The 17,224-nt window shown below is 70.3% G+C and carries 14 protein-coding genes and 1 tRNA gene; 4 read left to right on the top strand and 11 right to left on the bottom strand.

The genetic code is table 11. The features are described from left to right. Positions 1-39: 39 nt before the first annotated feature. The 3 genes from D2E24_RS04745 to D2E24_RS04755 are packed head-to-tail and all read right to left on the bottom strand — an operon-like array spanning position 40 to position 4,989. Positions 40-1,575 carry a DUF5719 family protein gene (locus D2E24_RS04745; protein WP_125968176.1) on the bottom strand — a complete coding sequence of 512 codons (1,536 nt, stop codon included), beginning with the start codon at positions 1,573-1,575 and terminating at the stop codon, positions 40-42. Then, entirely contained in the window at positions 1,572-4,655 is a 3,084-nt protein-coding gene (locus D2E24_RS04750; protein WP_125968177.1) for a glycosyltransferase family 2 protein, read from the bottom strand. The genes D2E24_RS04745 and D2E24_RS04750 overlap by 4 nt, the downstream gene beginning before the upstream one ends. 34 nt (positions 4,656-4,689) lie before the next feature. After that, a complete protein-coding gene (locus tag D2E24_RS04755) occupies positions 4,690-4,989 on the bottom strand; it encodes a WhiB family transcriptional regulator (RefSeq protein WP_125968178.1) in 300 nt (99 codons plus the stop codon). A gap of 812 nt (positions 4,990-5,801) precedes the next feature. On the opposite strand from D2E24_RS04755, the gene D2E24_RS10585 reads away from it, so the two are divergent. The 3 genes from D2E24_RS10585 (at position 5,802) to D2E24_RS04770 (ending at position 9,252) form a co-directional block, all read left to right on the top strand. Then, complete coding sequence (locus D2E24_RS10585) at positions 5,802-6,770, top strand: LCP family protein (protein ID WP_241222860.1); 969 nt, start codon at positions 5,802-5,804, stop codon at positions 6,768-6,770. A gap of 151 nt (positions 6,771-6,921) precedes the next feature. Beyond that, positions 6,922-8,898, top strand: a complete 1,977-nt coding sequence (locus tag D2E24_RS04765; protein ID WP_241222861.1) for an FtsK/SpoIIIE domain-containing protein — start codon at positions 6,922-6,924, stop codon at positions 8,896-8,898. 78 nt (positions 8,899-8,976) lie between these two features. Continuing rightward, entirely contained in the window at positions 8,977-9,252 is a 276-nt protein-coding gene (locus D2E24_RS04770) for a WhiB family transcriptional regulator (RefSeq protein WP_125968180.1), read from the top strand. A 117-nt stretch (positions 9,253-9,369) separates the two neighbouring features. Here D2E24_RS04770 and D2E24_RS04775 read toward each other — a convergent pair whose 3' ends face one another. Then, a complete protein-coding gene (locus D2E24_RS04775) occupies positions 9,370-10,857 on the bottom strand; it encodes a sensor histidine kinase (protein WP_125968181.1) in 1,488 nt (495 codons plus the stop codon). Between the two features lie 146 nt (positions 10,858-11,003). Between D2E24_RS04775 and trhA the strand changes: the two genes are divergently transcribed. Then, positions 11,004-11,882: a PAQR family membrane homeostasis protein TrhA gene (gene trhA, locus D2E24_RS04780; RefSeq protein WP_125968182.1), complete on the top strand. Its 879-nt coding sequence runs from the start codon at positions 11,004-11,006 to the stop codon at positions 11,880-11,882. A 103-nt stretch (positions 11,883-11,985) separates the two neighbouring features. Here trhA and D2E24_RS04785 read toward each other — a convergent pair whose 3' ends face one another. The 7 genes from D2E24_RS04785 to eno form a co-directional block, all read right to left on the bottom strand. Beyond that, positions 11,986-12,465 carry a GreA/GreB family elongation factor gene (locus D2E24_RS04785; protein WP_125968183.1) on the bottom strand — a complete coding sequence of 160 codons (480 nt, stop codon included), beginning with the start codon at positions 12,463-12,465 and terminating at the stop codon, positions 11,986-11,988. A 163-nt stretch (positions 12,466-12,628) separates the two neighbouring features. Beyond that, positions 12,629-13,033: an FKBP-type peptidyl-prolyl cis-trans isomerase gene (locus D2E24_RS04790; protein WP_125968184.1), complete on the bottom strand. Its 405-nt coding sequence runs from the start codon at positions 13,031-13,033 to the stop codon at positions 12,629-12,631. Between the two features lie 56 nt (positions 13,034-13,089). Next, positions 13,090-13,168: transfer RNA gene (locus tag D2E24_RS04795), tRNA-Leu, on the bottom strand. A gap of 115 nt (positions 13,169-13,283) precedes the next feature. Beyond that, positions 13,284-14,297, bottom strand: coding sequence for a Ppx/GppA phosphatase family protein (locus D2E24_RS04800; RefSeq protein WP_125968185.1), 1,014 nt, complete (start codon positions 14,295-14,297; stop codon positions 13,284-13,286). Positions 14,298-14,373: 76 nt separating this feature from the next. Continuing rightward, a complete protein-coding gene (locus D2E24_RS04805) occupies positions 14,374-14,889 on the bottom strand; it encodes a DUF501 domain-containing protein (protein ID WP_125968223.1) in 516 nt (171 codons plus the stop codon). Between the two features lie 50 nt (positions 14,890-14,939). After that, positions 14,940-15,677, bottom strand: coding sequence for an FtsB family cell division protein (locus D2E24_RS04810; RefSeq protein WP_125968186.1), 738 nt, complete (start codon positions 15,675-15,677; stop codon positions 14,940-14,942). 99 nt (positions 15,678-15,776) lie between these two features. After that, complete coding sequence (eno, locus tag D2E24_RS04815) at positions 15,777-17,069, bottom strand: phosphopyruvate hydratase (RefSeq protein WP_125968187.1); 1,293 nt, start codon at positions 17,067-17,069, stop codon at positions 15,777-15,779. Positions 17,070-17,224: the final 155 nt, after the last annotated feature.

Consider the following 17,224-nt stretch of genomic DNA (forward strand, 5'->3'; position numbering starts at 1 on the left):
CCGCGGCCCCTTTTCGCATATGTCCCGACGCCGCGGCCGTCAGCGCACGATCGTCGGATCCTCGACGGAGAACACCGTCGTGGTCGCCGCCGCCAGCGCCGAGGCCGGCAGATAGGCCGCCTGCGCCACGTCCGCATCGTCGAGCGACGGTACGGACGGACGGGCGCCCCAGGCGATGCGGCCTTCGGTCACGTCGAGACGCACGGCCGCCGCATCGTCGGCTACATCGGACAGCGCCACCGACATCGACGTGCCGGCCGTCACGGCGATGTCACGCGTGGCCGTCGCCACGCCGTCGGCGTCGTATACGGTCAGCGTGCCCTCGGCGTCGCCGTCCGTCGCGGCGAACGCGAGCGTCGTGGTCGCGCCGTCCGGCACGGCGATGGCCGACGAGGCGGACGGCGAGGCGGCGCCGACCATCGCGAAGTCGGCCTGCCCGTCGTCGCCGTCGCGCGAGACGAACGCCGAGGCGACGATGTCGTCGACCGTGTCGGCGCCTTCCACGAGGAGCGCCGTCGCGCCCTCGGGGACCTCGCCCAGATCGACCACGCCCACGCGATCCGCCTCGACCTGCTGCGTGGAGGCCTGTTCGGCGCCGTCGCCGGTGAGCCACGAGAACGTGATGTCGCCGCCCGTCGCGGCACGCACGAACACGCGGACCGTATCGGCCTCGTCGAGGCCCGGCAGGACGAGGGAGTCGCCGGAGACGGTGATGGGCGTCACATAGTCGGAGCCTTTCGGCGTCAGCCCGTCGGCGAGCACGACGCGCACCACGGCGGACACCGGCGCGAGCGTGCTGGACACCGTCACGTACACGCCCTCCTGACCGCTCACGGCGGCGGACAGGTCGATGACGCTCTCGCCGTGGGCCGGAACCGTGTACCGTTCACCGGTCGAGGCCCTGAGGCGATCGCCCGACGAGGTCCCCCACGCGTTCAGGCGCACGGTGGTCGCCTTGCTGGAGGGGTTCGCGACGATCAGCTGCTGGGTGGCGCCGGTGCCGGTCGAGGGCAGCAGGAACGACTGGTCGAGCGCCGTGGCCACGCACGAGGCCGCCGACAGACCGCGCAGGTCGCCTTCGGAGGCGTGCGACATCACCGATGCCGCGGTGCCGGTGCCGTCCTCCGACGACAGCAGTCTCGTCTGCAGCAGGGTCGCGGTCTCCTCCATGTCCGAGGTCGCGACGAGCGTGCCGTCGCCCGAGCCGTCCGCGGCGAGCGTCGTGAGCGCGTCCCCGCCGTCCAGTCCGGTCACTTCGGTGCGGTACACGGAGCCGAACGCCGCATAGCGCGCCGTCGCCGCGATGTCGCCCACGGTCGCCTGGAACTCGGCGTCGCCGTACGAGCCGGTGTCGGCCAGCGCCATGCGCGCCGGACAGTACGACGCCGTCGAGAGCTGTCCGACGCTGCGGGCGAAATCGGAGCGGGCGCCGAACGCCCCGAGCGGGTCGACCGCATCCGGCAGCGGGTCGATCGCCGTCAGGCCGCCGGCCAGCGCCACGATCGGCACCATAGTCAGCACGGCCAGGGCGATGCGGGTGGCGGTCCTCATCGGCTTCTTGCGTCGGGCGCTCATGATTCCTCCCCGTGATAGCGGTAGGCGCGGTGCGGCAGCGCGACCAGACAGTACAGGGCGAGCAGTACGCCCAATGTCACGAGCCAGGCCATGCGCCACGGACTCGACTGCGTGCTGCGCTGCCAGGACACGTCGATGTTCTGCGCATCGATGCCGTTGATCGTCAGACGGTAGTACGTGCCGTTGTCGGCGGCGACGACCACCCGCACGCCCTGCGACGCGGCCACGTTGGTCATAAGCTGCTGGGCTGCGTCGTCGGCGCCGTCCGAGCCGGCCGCGACGAACACGCCGCCGAATCCCAGCGCGCTGATGGATGCGATCGCGTCGGCGTCGGCGCCCGCCAGCAGACGGGCCGCAGCGTCGGCGATGACGTCGGCGTCGGCGTCCGTCCAGCCGGCCGCGGCGCGCACGCGCAGGGCCGGGGACTCGTCGACCAGGTCGCCTCGGCGGGTGCGCATCACCGTATAGCCGACGGAGTTCCCGCCGTCGGCGCGCAGGGCCAGCACGCGGTGGTCCGGCCCCTGCGACAGGTAGTCGGCGGCGACCATCGGCAGACCCGTGTCGCTGGCCTGCACGCCGTCGGATCCGAAGCGGACCTGGCCGACCGCCGTGCAGGCGACCGCCGACGCGACCAGCGCCACCGACAGCACGACCCGGCCGATGCGCGCGGCGACGACGCGGCGAGGCCGCGGCCCGGCCTGCGGCGCGTCGCCCGCGCGTCGCAGCGGCTCGAAGCGGCGCACCGCGCCGCCCGCCACGATGCACACGCACGACAGCATGCCGAACAGCATGAACGTCACGCCCGGCAGCACGGAGGCGGCCATCGGGCCGTCCGCATCGACGTCCACGGCGATGCGCGGGCAGCACACCGCGAGCAGGGCGCCGGCGAGCACCGTCATCCACATCATGCGCGAGACGCGCAGCGCGAACGGCAGCAGCAGCGACAGCAGCGCGAGCGCGAGCGTCAGCGCACCGGCCACGGCCAGCGCCACCGTCGTCCACGACCAGCCGTCGATGCCGAACGCGCGGGTGAACACGTCGACCAGCGTGCCGGAGCGCACGTCGCCGTTGACGGCGTGCGTGGGCAGCGTCATGTCGGCGAACAGCTGACGCCACGCGCCTTCGTCGGCGTAGCGCACCGCGTTGACCAGCGTGGGGGCCACGGCGAACGAGGCGGGCACCGGCATGAGCAGCAGCATCACCCGGTGACGGCGCACGAACAGCAGGAACAGCAGGAAGACGGCGACCAGCGGCAGCAGCAGCTGCGGCTCGGCGGCGACGACCGGCACGAAGCACAGCGAGGCCAGCGCCGCGCACTGCACCGAACGGTGGACCGGCACCTGATCCTCGGCGCGGTACATGCCGACCGCGCGGAACACGAACGCGAACGCCGCCGGCAGGAACACCAGCACCGTGAGCATCGGCAGGTTCGCCGACGCGAACAGGCCCATCGCCGCACCGAACGACACCCACAGCAGGCCGGAGGCGGCGCGCACCGCGTCGGAGCGGGTGAACACGCCGGCCAGCGCCCAGAACGCCATCACGGCGGCCGGTGCGGCGGCGAAGAACATCAGGGACAGCGCCGGCGCCGGATGTCCCAGCGTGAGCACGGAGGCGGCCAGCCACACCAGCAGCCACGGCGCGGGCGGCGCCGGGGCGCCGGTGCCGGAGCCGAACACCCATGGCGTGGTCGCCGCATCGGCCAGCTGATGCATCGTCGCATCGGTCGGCACGAGCGTGCCCGAATACAGGGAGCCGCCGGTCATCACGCCGGCGATCAGACCGCGGTAGGCCACCAGCACGGCGACCAACGACACGGCCGCCGCCGCAAGGGCCAGCCCCCAGCGGCGCATCAGACGCCGGCGCAGATGCGCCTTGGCGAGCGGGCTGAGCAGCACGACGCGGCGCTGGTCCTCCATCGCGCGCGTGCGCTCCTTCCATGCGGCGATCTGTCTGCGCGACGCCAGCAGACCGGTCAGGCGGGAGAGCGGAACGGACGACTGCGCGGCGAGACGACGTCGGGCCTTCGCCGCGCCGGGCATGGCGGCGAGCGCCAGCCACGGCAGGCACAGGGCGACGCCGGCCTCGTACGGGCGTTTCGACGCCAGCTGTCTGACCGTCTGCACGAGCGCGAGTACGAGCGACCACAGCCAGATCAGCGGCCACATGAGCATGCGCGAATCGGTGTACCGGTAGCGTTCGGCGGTGCGGCGGACGGCGAGCGCCGGGTTGAGACGCTCGTCCTCGTCGACCTCCTGGCCGGTGCGGGTGCGCAGACCCTCGAATCGGGCGCGGCGGTGGGCGATGCCGGCCTGCGGGACGACGACGACGCGGCCTCCGCTCAGGCAGATGCGGCGGCAGAGTTCGACGGATTCCCCGAAGGTGGTGAACCAGCGGTCGGCGCCGCCGGTGGCGTCGAGCGTCCTGAGCGGCAGGAGCGCGCCGGCGAGGGAGACGGCGAACACGTCCTGTCGGGAGTCGTACTGCTCCTGGTCCTCCTCGCCGTCGACGACGAGGGATTCGACGCGGTGGCGTCCGGCGTAGAGGCCCACGTCGTGCAGGCGCCGTCCCTCCCAGTCGAGCTGTTTGCAGCCGAGGAGCGATGCGGTGGGGTTGTTGCGCCAGGATTCGACCAAGCGGGCGAGCGCGTCCTCGCCCACGGGACGGGAGTCGTCGTGCAGGAGCCACCATGCGGCGACGGTGTCGGGGAGCATCGCGGCGGCCATGCCCCGTCGGGCCGCGTCGAAGAACGAGATGGCGCCGGCGACCGGTACGACGCGTACGTCGACGCTCTTCGTCTCGGGCATGCCGCGCAGCGGGCCGGAGGGCGAGGGGATCACCTCGAAGCGGGCGGTCGTCGCCTCCTCGGTCTCGCCGGAGCAGTCGGCCACGACGATCACGCAGGGCAGCACGGTCTGTTCGAGCACCGCCTTGACGGTGTCGGGCAGGAATCTGCGGTCCTCCTCGACGGTGATGACCGCCGCGACCGAGGGGTCGACGTCCTGACGGTGCGAGTAGGGGCGGTTCGCCAACGCCGTGGCGAGTATCCGTTGGATTTCGCTGCTGCCTGTGGAATTCATGTTCTCCAGTGTACGCATATGGCGGGTACGGGGGTCAGGCCCGTTCCCGATGCTCCCTCTTGTAGCGCCGGCGTTCCCGTTCGCTCATGCCGCCCCAGATGCCGAAGCGTTCGTCGTGGTCGATGGCCCATCTCAGGCATTGCTCGCGCACCTCGCATGCGGCGCATACGCGCTTGGCGTCCCTGGTGGATCCGCCCTTCTCGGGAAAGAACGCTTCGGGATCGGTCTGCGAGCACAATGCCCGGTGCTGCCAAGACAGATCGTCATCCCGGCTGAACAGCCCCCACAACACTGCTAACGGTTCTTCGGCGGAATCATCGACGACACCCCACATGCGTCTCCTCCTTACCGATTCGGTTATCATCAACGGGTAAATTACACACATGCGATGTAAGTTTTGTCAAGTCTCTTCCGTGTCCGCGGAACGGGCCGCGCATCGCAATGTGCCGTTCCTGCGCAGGAACGTGCCGCGCGCAGGGGGTTGCGCCGTGTCCTGTGCGACAGTGTCATTGGTAAACAGACGGCGATGGAGGATCACTCATGCATATGGCTGACGGCAGCGACGGGTCCATGCAGGCCGCTCCCCCCAGCTTCGTTCCGTCCGCGGGACGCCGGCGCGCCGCGTCGCCGGCCGCGCCCGGCGTGACGGCCGCCGCGGGATCCGGCGGCGTGCAGGAAGCGCAGCCGCCGTCGATCGCGCCCCGTCGTCCCGCCCGTCCGGCCGCGTCGTCGACGGATTCCCGTCACGATGGCGGCGCCGTCTCCCGTGCCGGCGCGGCGGCGCCGCCGTCCTTCTCCCCCGTGTCCTCCTCATCGGCCGCATCGGCCGCGCCTGTCGCATCGTCGGCGGATGCGCGGCAGGCCCGCACGACGGCATCGGCCGTCCGCAGGGGAACCTCCGACGCGGCCCCCGCATCCTATGCGCCGGCCGCCGCATCCGGCAGGTCGGGCAGGCCCACGCCGCCCAGCTACGCGCCGTCGCCGAGGTCGGCGCGTACGACGTCCGGCGGGCGTGACGGCCGCGCGGCGGCATCGCCCGCCACGCGGCGGCCGGCGCCGTCGCCTCGTGGGTCGACGCCCGCTGCGGCGGCTCCGGTCGGACGCGACGGCTACGTCTCCCCGCGCGGCAACGCCCGTATGGCCGCTATGCGGCGACGCCGGGTGCGTCCGATGCGCGTGGTCGCCGCCGTGCTGCTCACGCTCGCGCTCGTGATCGCCTTCTCGGCGTTCGGCGCGTGGAACTGGGTGGACGGGCATCTGGAGCGCAGCCCGTGGCTCACCGACGCGGCCGGCACGCCGGGCACGTCGTGGCTGCTCGTCGGCTCCGATAAGCGCGACGGCACCGAAGGCGCCAACGGCGCCGACGACGACACGATCACCGGCTTCCGCACCGACACGCTGCTCGTGCTCACCAAGCCGCGGTCCGGCCCGTCCTCGCTGATCTCCATCCCTCGCGACACGCTCACCGAGATCGACGGCCAGTACATGAAGATCAACGGCGTCGCCCAGTTCTACGGCCAGCAGGCGCTGGTCGGCGAGGTCGAGCAGATCTCCGGGCTGAAGATCGACCATGTGGCCGAGATCCAGTTCAACGGTCTGGTCAGCGTCGTCGACGCGCTCGGCGGCATCGAACTGTGCTACGACCAGGACATCAGCGACCCGTATTCCGGTCTTGAATGGGCCTCCGGATGCCATGAGGCCGACGGCACCACCGCGCTCGCCTTCTCCCGCATGCGCTACGCCGACGCGCAGGGCGACTTCGGCCGCGCCGCCCGCCAGCGTCAGGTCATCTCCGCCGTGATGCGCAAGGCGCTGAGCGCCAAGACGCTCACCGACTTCACCACCGTCCGCAAGCTTGCCGAGGCGTCCCTGGCCGCCATCACCGTCGACGAGGACGCCTCGCCGATGTCGCTGGCGAGCATGGCGCTGGCGTTCCGCGACGCCACCGGCGACGGCGGCGTGTCCGGCAGCGTCTACTGGTCCGACCCCGACTACTACGTCGACGGCGTCGGCTCGTCGGTGCTGCTCGACGATGCGAAGAACGCCGAACTGTTCTCCCAGCTCGCCAAGGGCACGCACGCGGCCGGCGAGGTGGGCACGCTCGCCGAGGGCTGACCCGGGCCGGCACGATTCTTCTCACTGCCCGGCGTGTCGCATCGTGTCGATCGGCATGAACGGCACGATGCGACACGCCGGGCGGCGAGCTTTCGACCACATACCCCGATGCGGCTTGCCGTGCCGTGGACCGACGTCGCACACTCGCCGTATGAGCCACCATGCACGCGCCCGCAGTACGAAATCCGCCGGACGGCTCCCTCGACGGAGCGTCCGGCGTGACGGGGCATGGCTGCATGTCGTCGTGGCCGGCGCTCCCCTCGCCGCCCAGATCGTGATGATCGCCGTCATGCTCGCCCAGGGCCGCTGGCTCTTCGCCCTGATGGTCCTGCCGTCGGCGGTCGGATGCGTCGCATCGCTGCTGCTCGCCGCCGGCCGTTCCGCCATCGACCGTTCCGATACGGGGCCGGACGGGCGGGACGACGGTCGGGTGGACGGCAGCCGTCCCGCCGTATCCGGGACCTCCGCGGCCCGGCCCGAGGACGGGCCCGCCGTCTTCCCCGAGCGTTGTCCGCCTTGGGAGGAGCTGGCGTTGCCGGATCCCGCGGCCGAGCCGCTCGTCTGGCGGCATATCGTACGACGGTGGCTCGCCGGCGGCGACTGGGCCGCCGTGCTCGGCATCGACGCCGAGTCGCGTCCGTACCGTCTCGACCTGACGCGTCAGGGCCCGCATGCGCTCGTCGCCGGCACGACCGGTTCGGGCAAGTCGGTGCTGTTGGAGACCTGGTGCCTCGCCCTCGCCTGCGCGAACCCGCCGTCCCGGCTCACGTTCGTGTTCCTCGACTTCAAGGGAGGGTCCACCTTCAACCGGCTGTCGCGCCTGCCGCATGCGCGCGGCACGGTCGGCGACCTCGACCTGGCCCATGCCGTGCGTGCCCTCGCCGCGCTCGAGGAGGAGCTGCGGCGACGCGAGGCGCTGGCCGCCGCGCACGGTGTGGGCGACCTGTCGGTGATGGACGATCCGCCGCCCCGGCTCGTCATCGTCGTCGACGAATTCCATGCGCTGCGCGCCCAGCTGCCCGACTACGTCGACCGGCTGACGCGCATCGCCGCCGTCGGCCGTTCGCTCGGCATGCATCTGATCGCCTGCACGCAGAACCCGTCGGGGCAGGTCAATGCTCAGATGCACGCCAATCTGAGCATCGGCATATGCCTGCGGGTGCGCGACGCGATGCAGTCGCGAGAGCTCGTCGGCGCGCCCCACGCGGCGGCGATCGCGCCGTCGATGCCGGGCGCGGCGTACATCACCGACGGCGGATCGGTGGACGCGGTCCGCTGCGCTGCCGTACGCGACGTCGACGCGCTGGTCGGGCGGATCGGGCTGGCGGCCCGGTTCTGCGCGCTCGCTCCGGCCGAGCCGCTGTTCAGCGCGCCGTTGCCGCGTGTCGTCGCGTCATCGGACGACGCGGCCGATGATACCGACGGGAACGACGCCACCGGATGGCCGACCCTGGTTCCGTTCGCCCTCGCCGATGACGGCATCGCCCTGCATACGGCCAGTCTGCGACTCGACGAAGGGAACATCGCCGTCGTCGGCGGCCATGGACGCGGCCGCAGCACGCTGCTGGGCATGCTCGAACGGCGTCTGGCCGTCATGCCGGGCGTGCGGCTCACCGTCGTCGCAGCGGGCGGGAACGGATTCCGGGTGCGCGAGCATGCGCGTCCGGGATCATGGCCGGATGCGCATGGCTCCGGTCCGGGGCCGCCTCCTCCCCCGCCGTCGCCCCGGCGCGCCCGCAGGACGGCGGATGCACCAGTCACGCCCGACGGATGCGCGGACGACGGACGTCGGATATGGCTCGTCGACGACGCCGACGCGCTGCTCGACCCGATGGCCGTCGATCCGATGGCGCACCGGCTGCGGCGGGCGATGCGCGATCCGGGCGTCACCGTGGTGTTCGCCGTGCTGTCCATGCGTCATGTGCGCGTGCCCGACGACTGCACGACGCGCATCGTGTTCCCCTCCGGCGAACGGCACGCCGACCTGATGCTCGGCATCCCCGCCGACCTGCTGTCCCGCATCGGCGTGTGCGACCCCGACGTTCCCGGCCGTGCGGTGCTGCTCGAGCACGGCCGGGCCGTGCCCGTGCAGTGCCATGCCGGAAATTCCCCGCCCGTCACCTCTTGAAAAGTCGACGGTTTCGTGGTTACCTGTGTAGTGGATTTGGAAGCACACGTCCTGTCGGGATACGAGGAAGGCAAAACAATGAGCAGTGCATATGATTGGCGCGCCAAGGCCGCGTGCCGCGACAAGGACCCGGAGCTGTTCTTCCCGGTCGGCAACACCGGGGCGGCGTACCAGCAGATCGAGGAGGCCAAGGCCGTGTGCCGCACCTGCAAGGTGATCGACGCGTGCCTCAAGTGCGCGCTGGACACGAATCAGGACTACGGCGTGTGGGGCGGTCTGAGCGAGGACGAACGCCGCGCGCTCAAGCGCCGCGCGATGCGCGCCCGTCGTTCGCAGGCCCTGCAGGGCATCTGATCGGCGGCTGCACCTTTTATATATACGACGAGGGGCGTCCCACCCGGTGGTGGGACGCCCCTCGTCGTAGGCGGGGCCCGTGCCGGCGCCTCGACGGCCGCCGGCACGGGCGCCGGGTCACTCCCCCTTGGCCGCGCGCAGCTTCATGTCGAGGATCACGCGGGTGCCGCCCTCGCGGCGCTGCTCCCACTTGACGCTGCCGCCGAAGTCGTTGGTCACGAAGGTGTTGATGATCTGCGTGCCCAGACCGGAGCCGGACGGGCGGGCCATGCCGTGGCTCTCCTCGTGGTCGAGGCCGGATCCGTCGTCCTCGACCACCACGTTGAGGTTCTTGCCGGAGCGTCCCACGGAGATCGTGATGTGGCCGTCGGTCAGGCCCTCGAAGCCGTGCTCGACGGCGTTGGTGATGAGCTCGGTGAGCACGAGCGACAGCGGGGTCGCGTCCTGGGCGGGCATCATGCCGAACTTGCCGACGTATTCGATCGAGATGTGCTGGTCGCGCATCGTGGCCAGGTCGACGCTCATCTTGAGCAGGTTGGAGATGACCTTGTCGAAGTCGACGATCTCGTCGGCGGTCTGGCTCAGGCCCTCGTGCACCATCGCGATGGTCTGCACGCGGCGCTGCGCCTCCTCCAGCTCCTTCTTGACCTCCATGGACTTGGTCTTGCGCGCCTGGAGACGCAGCAGCGCGGAGACGGCCTGCAGGTTGTTCTTGACGCGGTGGTGGATCTCGGAGATCGTCGCGTTCTTGGTCTGCAGCTCCTGCTCGCGGCGGCTCAGCTCGGTCACGTCGCGGCACAGGATGATCGCGCCGGTGCGCGACTCGGGGTTGAACAGCGGCAGCGAACGCATCGAGACGACGGAGCGGTTCGCGCTCAGCTCGGAGTCGATGGCGGCCTTGCCGGCCAGGACGAGCGGCAGCGATTCGGGCAGCGGGTCGTTCTCGTGCAGCAGTTCGGTGCCGACCTCGCTCAGCAGCAGTCCCTGCATCGGCTCCAGGGAGCCCAGACGGCGGAAGCAGCTGATCGCGTTCGGGGACGCGTAGCGCACGATGCCTTCGGCGTCGAGGACGATGAAGCCGTCGGCCACGCGCGCGTTGTGGCGCTGGCTCATCACGCCGTCCATGTACGGGAACTGGCCGCGCGGGATCATCTCGTACAGCTGCTTGCCGGCGTTGATGCTCTCGGACTCGTTGCGGCCGTTGGACTCGCGGGTGGCCATGTTGGTCTCGCGCACCACCAGGCCGAGCGTCTTGCCGTTGCGGCGCACGGGCGCGTACACGTTGCACACCGTGGAGCGGCCCACGTTGCGCAGCACGGTGGAGCGGAACACGACCGAGGCCTCCATCGCCGCGTCGAGTTCGGTGCGCATGTCGGCGGGCGCCTTGTTGCCCACGACGTCGTCGGTGCGCAGCGTCGCCACCGTGGACGGGCGGCACTGCTCGGCCACCACGTAGTCGCCGTTGCCGTCCTGCACGACCAGCAGCAGGTCGGCGAAGCTCAGGTCGGCGATCACCTGCCAGTCGGCCACGAGATGGTGGAGCCACTCGCGGTCCTCCTCGTCGAAATCGGAACGGGTCGCCAGAATTTGTGTGAAATCAGCCATGCGTACCATCATACGCAGTCGCGTCCTGGCGCGCCGATGCACCGTGGCTTCCATACCGAAACGACGGTTTCTTGACAAATCCGGTTGTTACGTTATCGTAGGTTACGGTTGCGTAAGTTGATGACGACGACGTTGGAGGTCCACCGATGACAAGCGTTCCCCATGAGGAGATCGAACGCACGCGCGCCGAGGTGCTCGCCGCCCATGCCGCGGCCGCGCAGGCCCGCGACGCGGCGCTGCACGCCAAGGCGGAGCGCATCCGCCGCCGCGGCGAGGAGCGCGCGGCGCGCATCATCGCCCGTACGCAGATGAGGGCCGCCCGGCTGGAGGGCATCGCCCCGGCCGAGCTCGAACGCAAGGTGCGCCTCGACGTGCACGGCCGCCCCAAGCCGCTCATGCGCGGATGGATCCATGCGGCGGCCACGCCGCTCGCCCTGGCCGCCGGCATCGTGCTCATCTGCCTGGCGCACGGCGCCGGCCTCAAGTGGGCGTGCGCCGTGTTCATGACGTGCTCGCTGGTGCTGTTCGGCAACTCGGCCGCCTACCATCTGGGCGACTGGTCGCCGCGCGTGACCGACGTGCTGCGGCGCATCGACCACATGAACATCTTCCTGCTCATCGCCGGCACGTACACGCCGGTCTCGTTCGCGCTCGAGCCGTTCTGGCGCAACGCGATCATCGGCGGCATGTGGGCGTGCACAATCGTGGCGCTCGTCATCCACGTCATCTGGATCGGCGCGCCGCGCTGGCTGTACGTCATCGTGTACATCATCTTCGGCGTGTCGGGCGTGGCGTTCATGCGCCTGTTCTGGACATCGCCCTACGCGGGGCCGGCCGTCGTGATCCTGCTGGCGGCGGGCGGCGTGTGCTACATCGCCGGCGCGATCGTGTACGGCCTGCGCCGCCCCGACCCGTGGCCGCGCATCTTCGGCTTCCACGAGATCTTCCACACCGGCACCGTCGCCGGCTACGCGTGCCACATGGTCGCCATCTACATGGTGATCGTCGCGCTGTGGAGCGCGTGACGAGCCATCGGCGCCCGGCGCCGCGTCCTACGGACCGCATATACGATGAGGCCCGCCGCTCCCCCGATACGGAAGCGGCGGGCCTCGCCGTATGCGCGCCGGACTACTCCAGCGGACGCGCCTCCTTGATGGTGACGCTGATCGTGCGGCCGTTGGGGGCCTGGTAGCTGACCTCGTCGCCGGCCTTGGCGCCCATGATGGCCTTGCCGATCGGCGAGTCCTCGCTCAGCACGTCGTATTCGGTGACGGAGGCCATGTCGCGCGCGCCCAGCACGTACTGCATCTCGCGGCCGGCCAGCTCCAGGGTGACCAGCGAGCCGTTGCCGACGGTGCCGGCCTTGGGCGCCTCGACGATCTTCGCGTTGCGCAGCTTGACGATGAGCTCGTTGATGCGGCCCTCGTTCTTGCCCTGCTCCTCGCGCGCGGCCTGGTAGCCGCCGTTCTCGGACAGGTCGCCCTCGGCGCGCGCCGCGGCGATGCGCTTGGTGATCTCATCGCGGTACTGGCCCTCGCGGTAGGCCAGCTCCTCCTTCAGCTTGTCGTAGGCGTCCTGCGTGAGCAGAATGGTCTTTTCCTCACCCATGAGTCCTCCTTCGGATCTCCCCCCGGGCCGGTGCCCCCGGCCGGGGATGTCTGTCGTACGGCGCGTTCCGTTGCCTGCGCCGCGGGCCGTTGCGGCCCACCTATGAAAAAGCGCCGACGTCATGTCGGCGCGTCTCGACTCGGATGCCGGATGGCACCTGGTCTCAGCGGGTCGAGATGATGTCGATCACGAACACGAGCGTGTCGCCGCCGCCGATGCCGGCCTGCGGGACGCCGCGCGAGCCGTAGCCGTACTCCGGCGGGATGGACACGACGAGGCGGGAGCCCACGTTGTGTCCCGGAACCGTCTGGTCCCAGCCCTTGATGACCTGGCCGACGCCGATGCCGAAGCTGGCCGGCTGGTGACGGGAGAAGCTCGAGTCGAACGGCTCCTCCTTGCCCCACACGACGCCGTGGTAGTTGACGGTGACGGTGTCGCCGCGGCGCACCATCGGGCCGTCGCCCTCGACCAGTTCGACCGACTTGAGGCCGGCCGGGGCCTCGCCGTCGAATTCGATGACCGGGGTCGCGCCGAACTCGGCGTTCACCTTGGGCATGTTCGCTGCCATGGTTCCTCCTTATGGATCGTTGGATGCGCGCGGGCGCGCAGGGCTATCCGAAACGGTGCCCCCGGTGGGACTCGAACCCACACGCCGAAGCGGTCGAGTTTAAGTCGACTGCGTCTACCATTCCGCCACGGGGGCCTGGGACCGTAATCGGCCAGCCGTTACATTGTACGACATGTTCGCCGGCGCGGGCGGCGTTTCGCTCCCGCGTCGGCCGTCCGTCGCCGATGCGCGGGCGGCCCGACGGCCCGGCTCAGGCCGTCATACGCGCCAGCGTCCGGCGTCCCAGGTCGAGGCAGATGCCGTCGAGCAGGCCGTGTTCGCTGGCGACGAACGAGTCGATCGCCTCGCCGTGGTCGTCCGCCGCGGCCTTCGAGACGCGGTCGAGGACGCGGCTCCACACCAGCGCGCCGCCGCCGACCACGTCGATGCGGCCGGGGTGGATCGTGCGGTACGTGGCGCGTTCGGCGCGCGTCATGCGCAGGAAGCGGTCGTCGACCGCGTAGGCGTCGTCGAGGGCCACGCGCACGCCGTCGACGGCGCGATGGTCGTATTCGGGCAGTCCCATCGTCAGCGCCGTCATCGTCGTCACCGTGCCGGACACGCCGATGATCGTGCGCGCGCGGCCGGCGGGCACGTGCGCGAACGCCTCGTCGACGTGCGCGTCGATGTCGGCGACGGCCGCGTCGATCTGCGCCTGCGTCGGCGGGTCGTCGTGCAGGTGGCGTTCGGTCATGCGCACGGAGCCGATGTCCATCGAGAACGCGGCGGCGACCTGCGTGTCGGGCGCAGACTCCCCGTCGCCGCCCAAGACGAGCTCGGTCGAACCGCCGCCCAGATCGACGACGAGGTAGGGGGCGCGCAGCCCGTGGCGGGCCACGACGCTCGTGGCCGCGAGGAAGCTCAGTGCGGCCTCCTCGGTGCCGGGGATCACTTCGGGACGCACGCCGAGGATCGATTCGATCGCATCCTCGAACTCGTCGCGGTTGGCGGCGTCGCGCGTCGCCGACGTCGCCACGAACCGCAGCGCATCGACGTCGTGCTGCGCCAGGATCGCGGCGAACTCGCGGGCGGCCGCGTAGGCGCGTTCCAGCGCGTCGTCGGCGAACCGGTGGGTCTTGTCCACGTCCTGGCCGAGGCGGATGACGCGCAGCGTGCGCGGCACGACGTCGGTCATGCCGTCCTCGTCCACGCGCGCGATCTTCAGTCGGATCGAATTGGTGCCGCAGTCGATGCCGGCCACGGTCACGCTTGGCTTGTCGCTCATCGCGTTCCTTTCCTTGCCTTGTCCCCGACGGCCGGAGCCGACCGTCGCCGCCCTCCCCGCCGTCCGGGGAAGCGGATCATTCGACCGTGCAGCGGCACACGGACGGGTCGAACTCGTCGCGCACGCGCTCCAGCACCAGATCGCCGATCGGGTTGGCGCCCGGTCCCATCACGAGGCTCTGGGCGAGCAGGGCGTGCAGGCACTTGACGCGCACGGGCATGCCGCCGGCGCTGGTGCCTTCGATGTGCTCCTCGCTGTCACCCAGCCGTTCGGCCAGCTCGTGGCGGAACGCGAGGTACAGTTCGTGGGCGCGGCCGTAGGCCTCGCGCACCGTCTCGTCGGCGGCGAGCAGGTCGTTGTAGTCGCGCATGACGCCGTCGGCCTCGACGTGGGAGGCGGCCTTGACGGCCTCGGGGCCGGTCAGGTAGCAGGTCGTCGGGAACGGGACGCCGCCGGGCAGCACCGGGCGGGTCACGACGGCCAGCGGACGGCCGCACACGCAGCGCGCGCCCACCGACACCATGCCGCGGGGGAATCGTCCCAGCTGCCGTTCGACGATGACGATGTCCTCGTCGCCGGCCGGTTCGGCCATGCAGCGGTCGGCCAGGGCCTTGGCCTGGATGATGATGTCGTCGTGCTGGGTCACTGTTGCTGATCCTCCGTGTTCTGACTGTTCTGGTCCGTCTCGTCCGTGCCTTCGGCCGATCCGTCGGCCGCGCCGTCCGCGGATTCGTCCGCCGACGTCTCGCCGGAGGCGCCGCCGTCCGCGCCGCCCTGTGCGGACGCGCCGTCGGCCGGCTCGTCGTCGCGGGTGTCGGCCTGCTCGAACGAGTAGGCGAGTTCACTGTACCAAGGCAGGGTCTTTTTGCCGGTGTCCGTCGTGTTGCCGTCGGCGTCGTCGGCGTCGGCCTGGTCGCCGGTCACCGCCTCGGGATGGTTGACGCGCACCACCTGTTCGCCGGGGAAGACGAATCCGAGGCGTTCGCGCGCCTGCGCGGCGACGTACGCCTTGTCGTCCCACCGGGCGATGTCGTTCTCCAGCTCCTGCTTCTTGGCGACCAGCGCCGCCTCCTGACGTTTGAGGCCGTTGAGTTCGGACAGGTCGATCGCGTATGTGTAGAACGTGGAGAGCAGCTGGATGGCGCCGAGCGCCACGATGAACAGCGCGACGAAGAAGACGATGGGACCGTTGCCGGCGGTGCGCGCCCGCCCGGCTCCGCCGTTCGGCTGGCGGTCCGGACGCCGCCCGGCGGGTCGCTTGCCGGCGCCGTCCCGGCGCTGCTGGGCCTTGCGTGCGCCCGGCGTCCCCGTCCCCGACGCGCCCTTCGCGGCGCCTCGCGGCTGCTTTCCTGTTTTCCCCGGATTGGAACGAGCACTCATAGGGCATAAAAATACCCGTCGCATTCGACCGGCGAATGCGACGGGCCTATGGATCACGACCGTCTCATGCGGCTAGACGCCACACGGAACGGGCTGCGATCACATGTACTGCTTGCAGGCCTTGAAGGCGCTGTAGCCGGCGTACAGAGCGGTGGAGCCGAGCTCCTCCTCGATCTCCAGCAGGCGGTTGTACTTGGCGATGCGCTCGCCGCGGGCCGGAGCACCGGTCTTGATCTGGCCGGTGTTCTTGGCGACGGCCAGGTCGGAGATGGTGGTGTCCGGGGTCTCGCCGGAGCGGTGGGAGACCATGGAGGTGAAGCCGTTCTTGGTGGCCAGCTCGATGGCGTCCAGGGTCTCGGTGACGGTGCCGATCTGGTTGAGCTTGACGAGCAGGGAGTTCGCGGCGCCCAGCTCGATGCCCTTGGCCAGACGGGCCGGGTTGGTCACGAGCAGGTCGTCGCCGACGAACTGCAGGCGGTCGCCCAGCTTGGCGGTGATGGAGGCCCAGTCCTCCCAGCCTTCTTCCTGGAACGGATCCTCGATGGAGACGATCGGGTACTCGTTGACGAGGTTCTCGTAGAAGTCGAGCATGTAGGCGGCGTCGCGGTCGTCGCCCTCGAAGTGGTACTTGCCGGTCTCCTTGTTGTAGAACTCGGTGGAGGCCACGTCGAGGGAGATGCCGATCTGCTTGCCCGGCTCGTAGCCGGCGGCGGAGATGGCGTCCATGATGTAGTTCAGGGAGTCCTTGTTGGACTTCATCTTCGGGGCGAAGCCGCCCTCGTCGCCGAGGCCGGTGTTCAGGCCCTGCTTCTTCAGGACGGACTTCAGGGTGTGGTAGACCTCGACGCCGGCCTGGAGCGCCTCGGAGTAGGTGCTGAAGCCGTACGGGGAGATCATGTACTCCTGGATGTCGGTCGCGAAGTCGGCGTGGGCGCCGCCGTTCATGATGTTCATGTTCGGCACCGGCAGGATGTGGCCGTTGGTGCCGCCGAGGTAGCGGTACAGCGGCATGCCGGCGGACTCGGCGGAGGCGTAGATGGCGGCCAGGGAGACGCCCAGGATGGCGTTGGCGCCCAGACGGCCCTTGTTCGGGGTGCCGTCGAGCTCGATCATGACCTCGTCGAGGGCACGCTGGTCGGCGGCGTCCATGCCGATGACCTTCGGGGCGATCTCGTCGTTGACGGCCTTGACGGCGTTCAGGACGCCCTTGCCGCCGTAGACGGACTTGTCGCCGTCACGACGCTCCCAGGCCTCGGAGGCGCCGGTGGAGGCGCCGGACGGGACCAGGCCCAGACCGCGGGCGCCGTCCTCGGTGTCGAGGACGACCTGGACGGTCGGGTTGCCGCGGGAGTCGAGGATCTGACGCGCGTACACGCTTTCGATAATTGCCACAACTGCTCCTTCAAAATAGGTTGTGATGACGGTCTCTAGGATAGTGCGGTTTGTGGACGATGCGCAACCGTGTTCCACAGCGTGATGTGAGCGCTCACAAGACCGGCATCGCCGGGTTCCGGAGGCACGCCACGGCCGCGTCCGCCCCGGCGGGG

The organism is Bifidobacterium samirii (assembly GCF_003952945.1).
GTDB classification, from domain to species: Bacteria; Actinomycetota; Actinomycetes; order Actinomycetales; family Bifidobacteriaceae; genus Bifidobacterium; species Bifidobacterium samirii.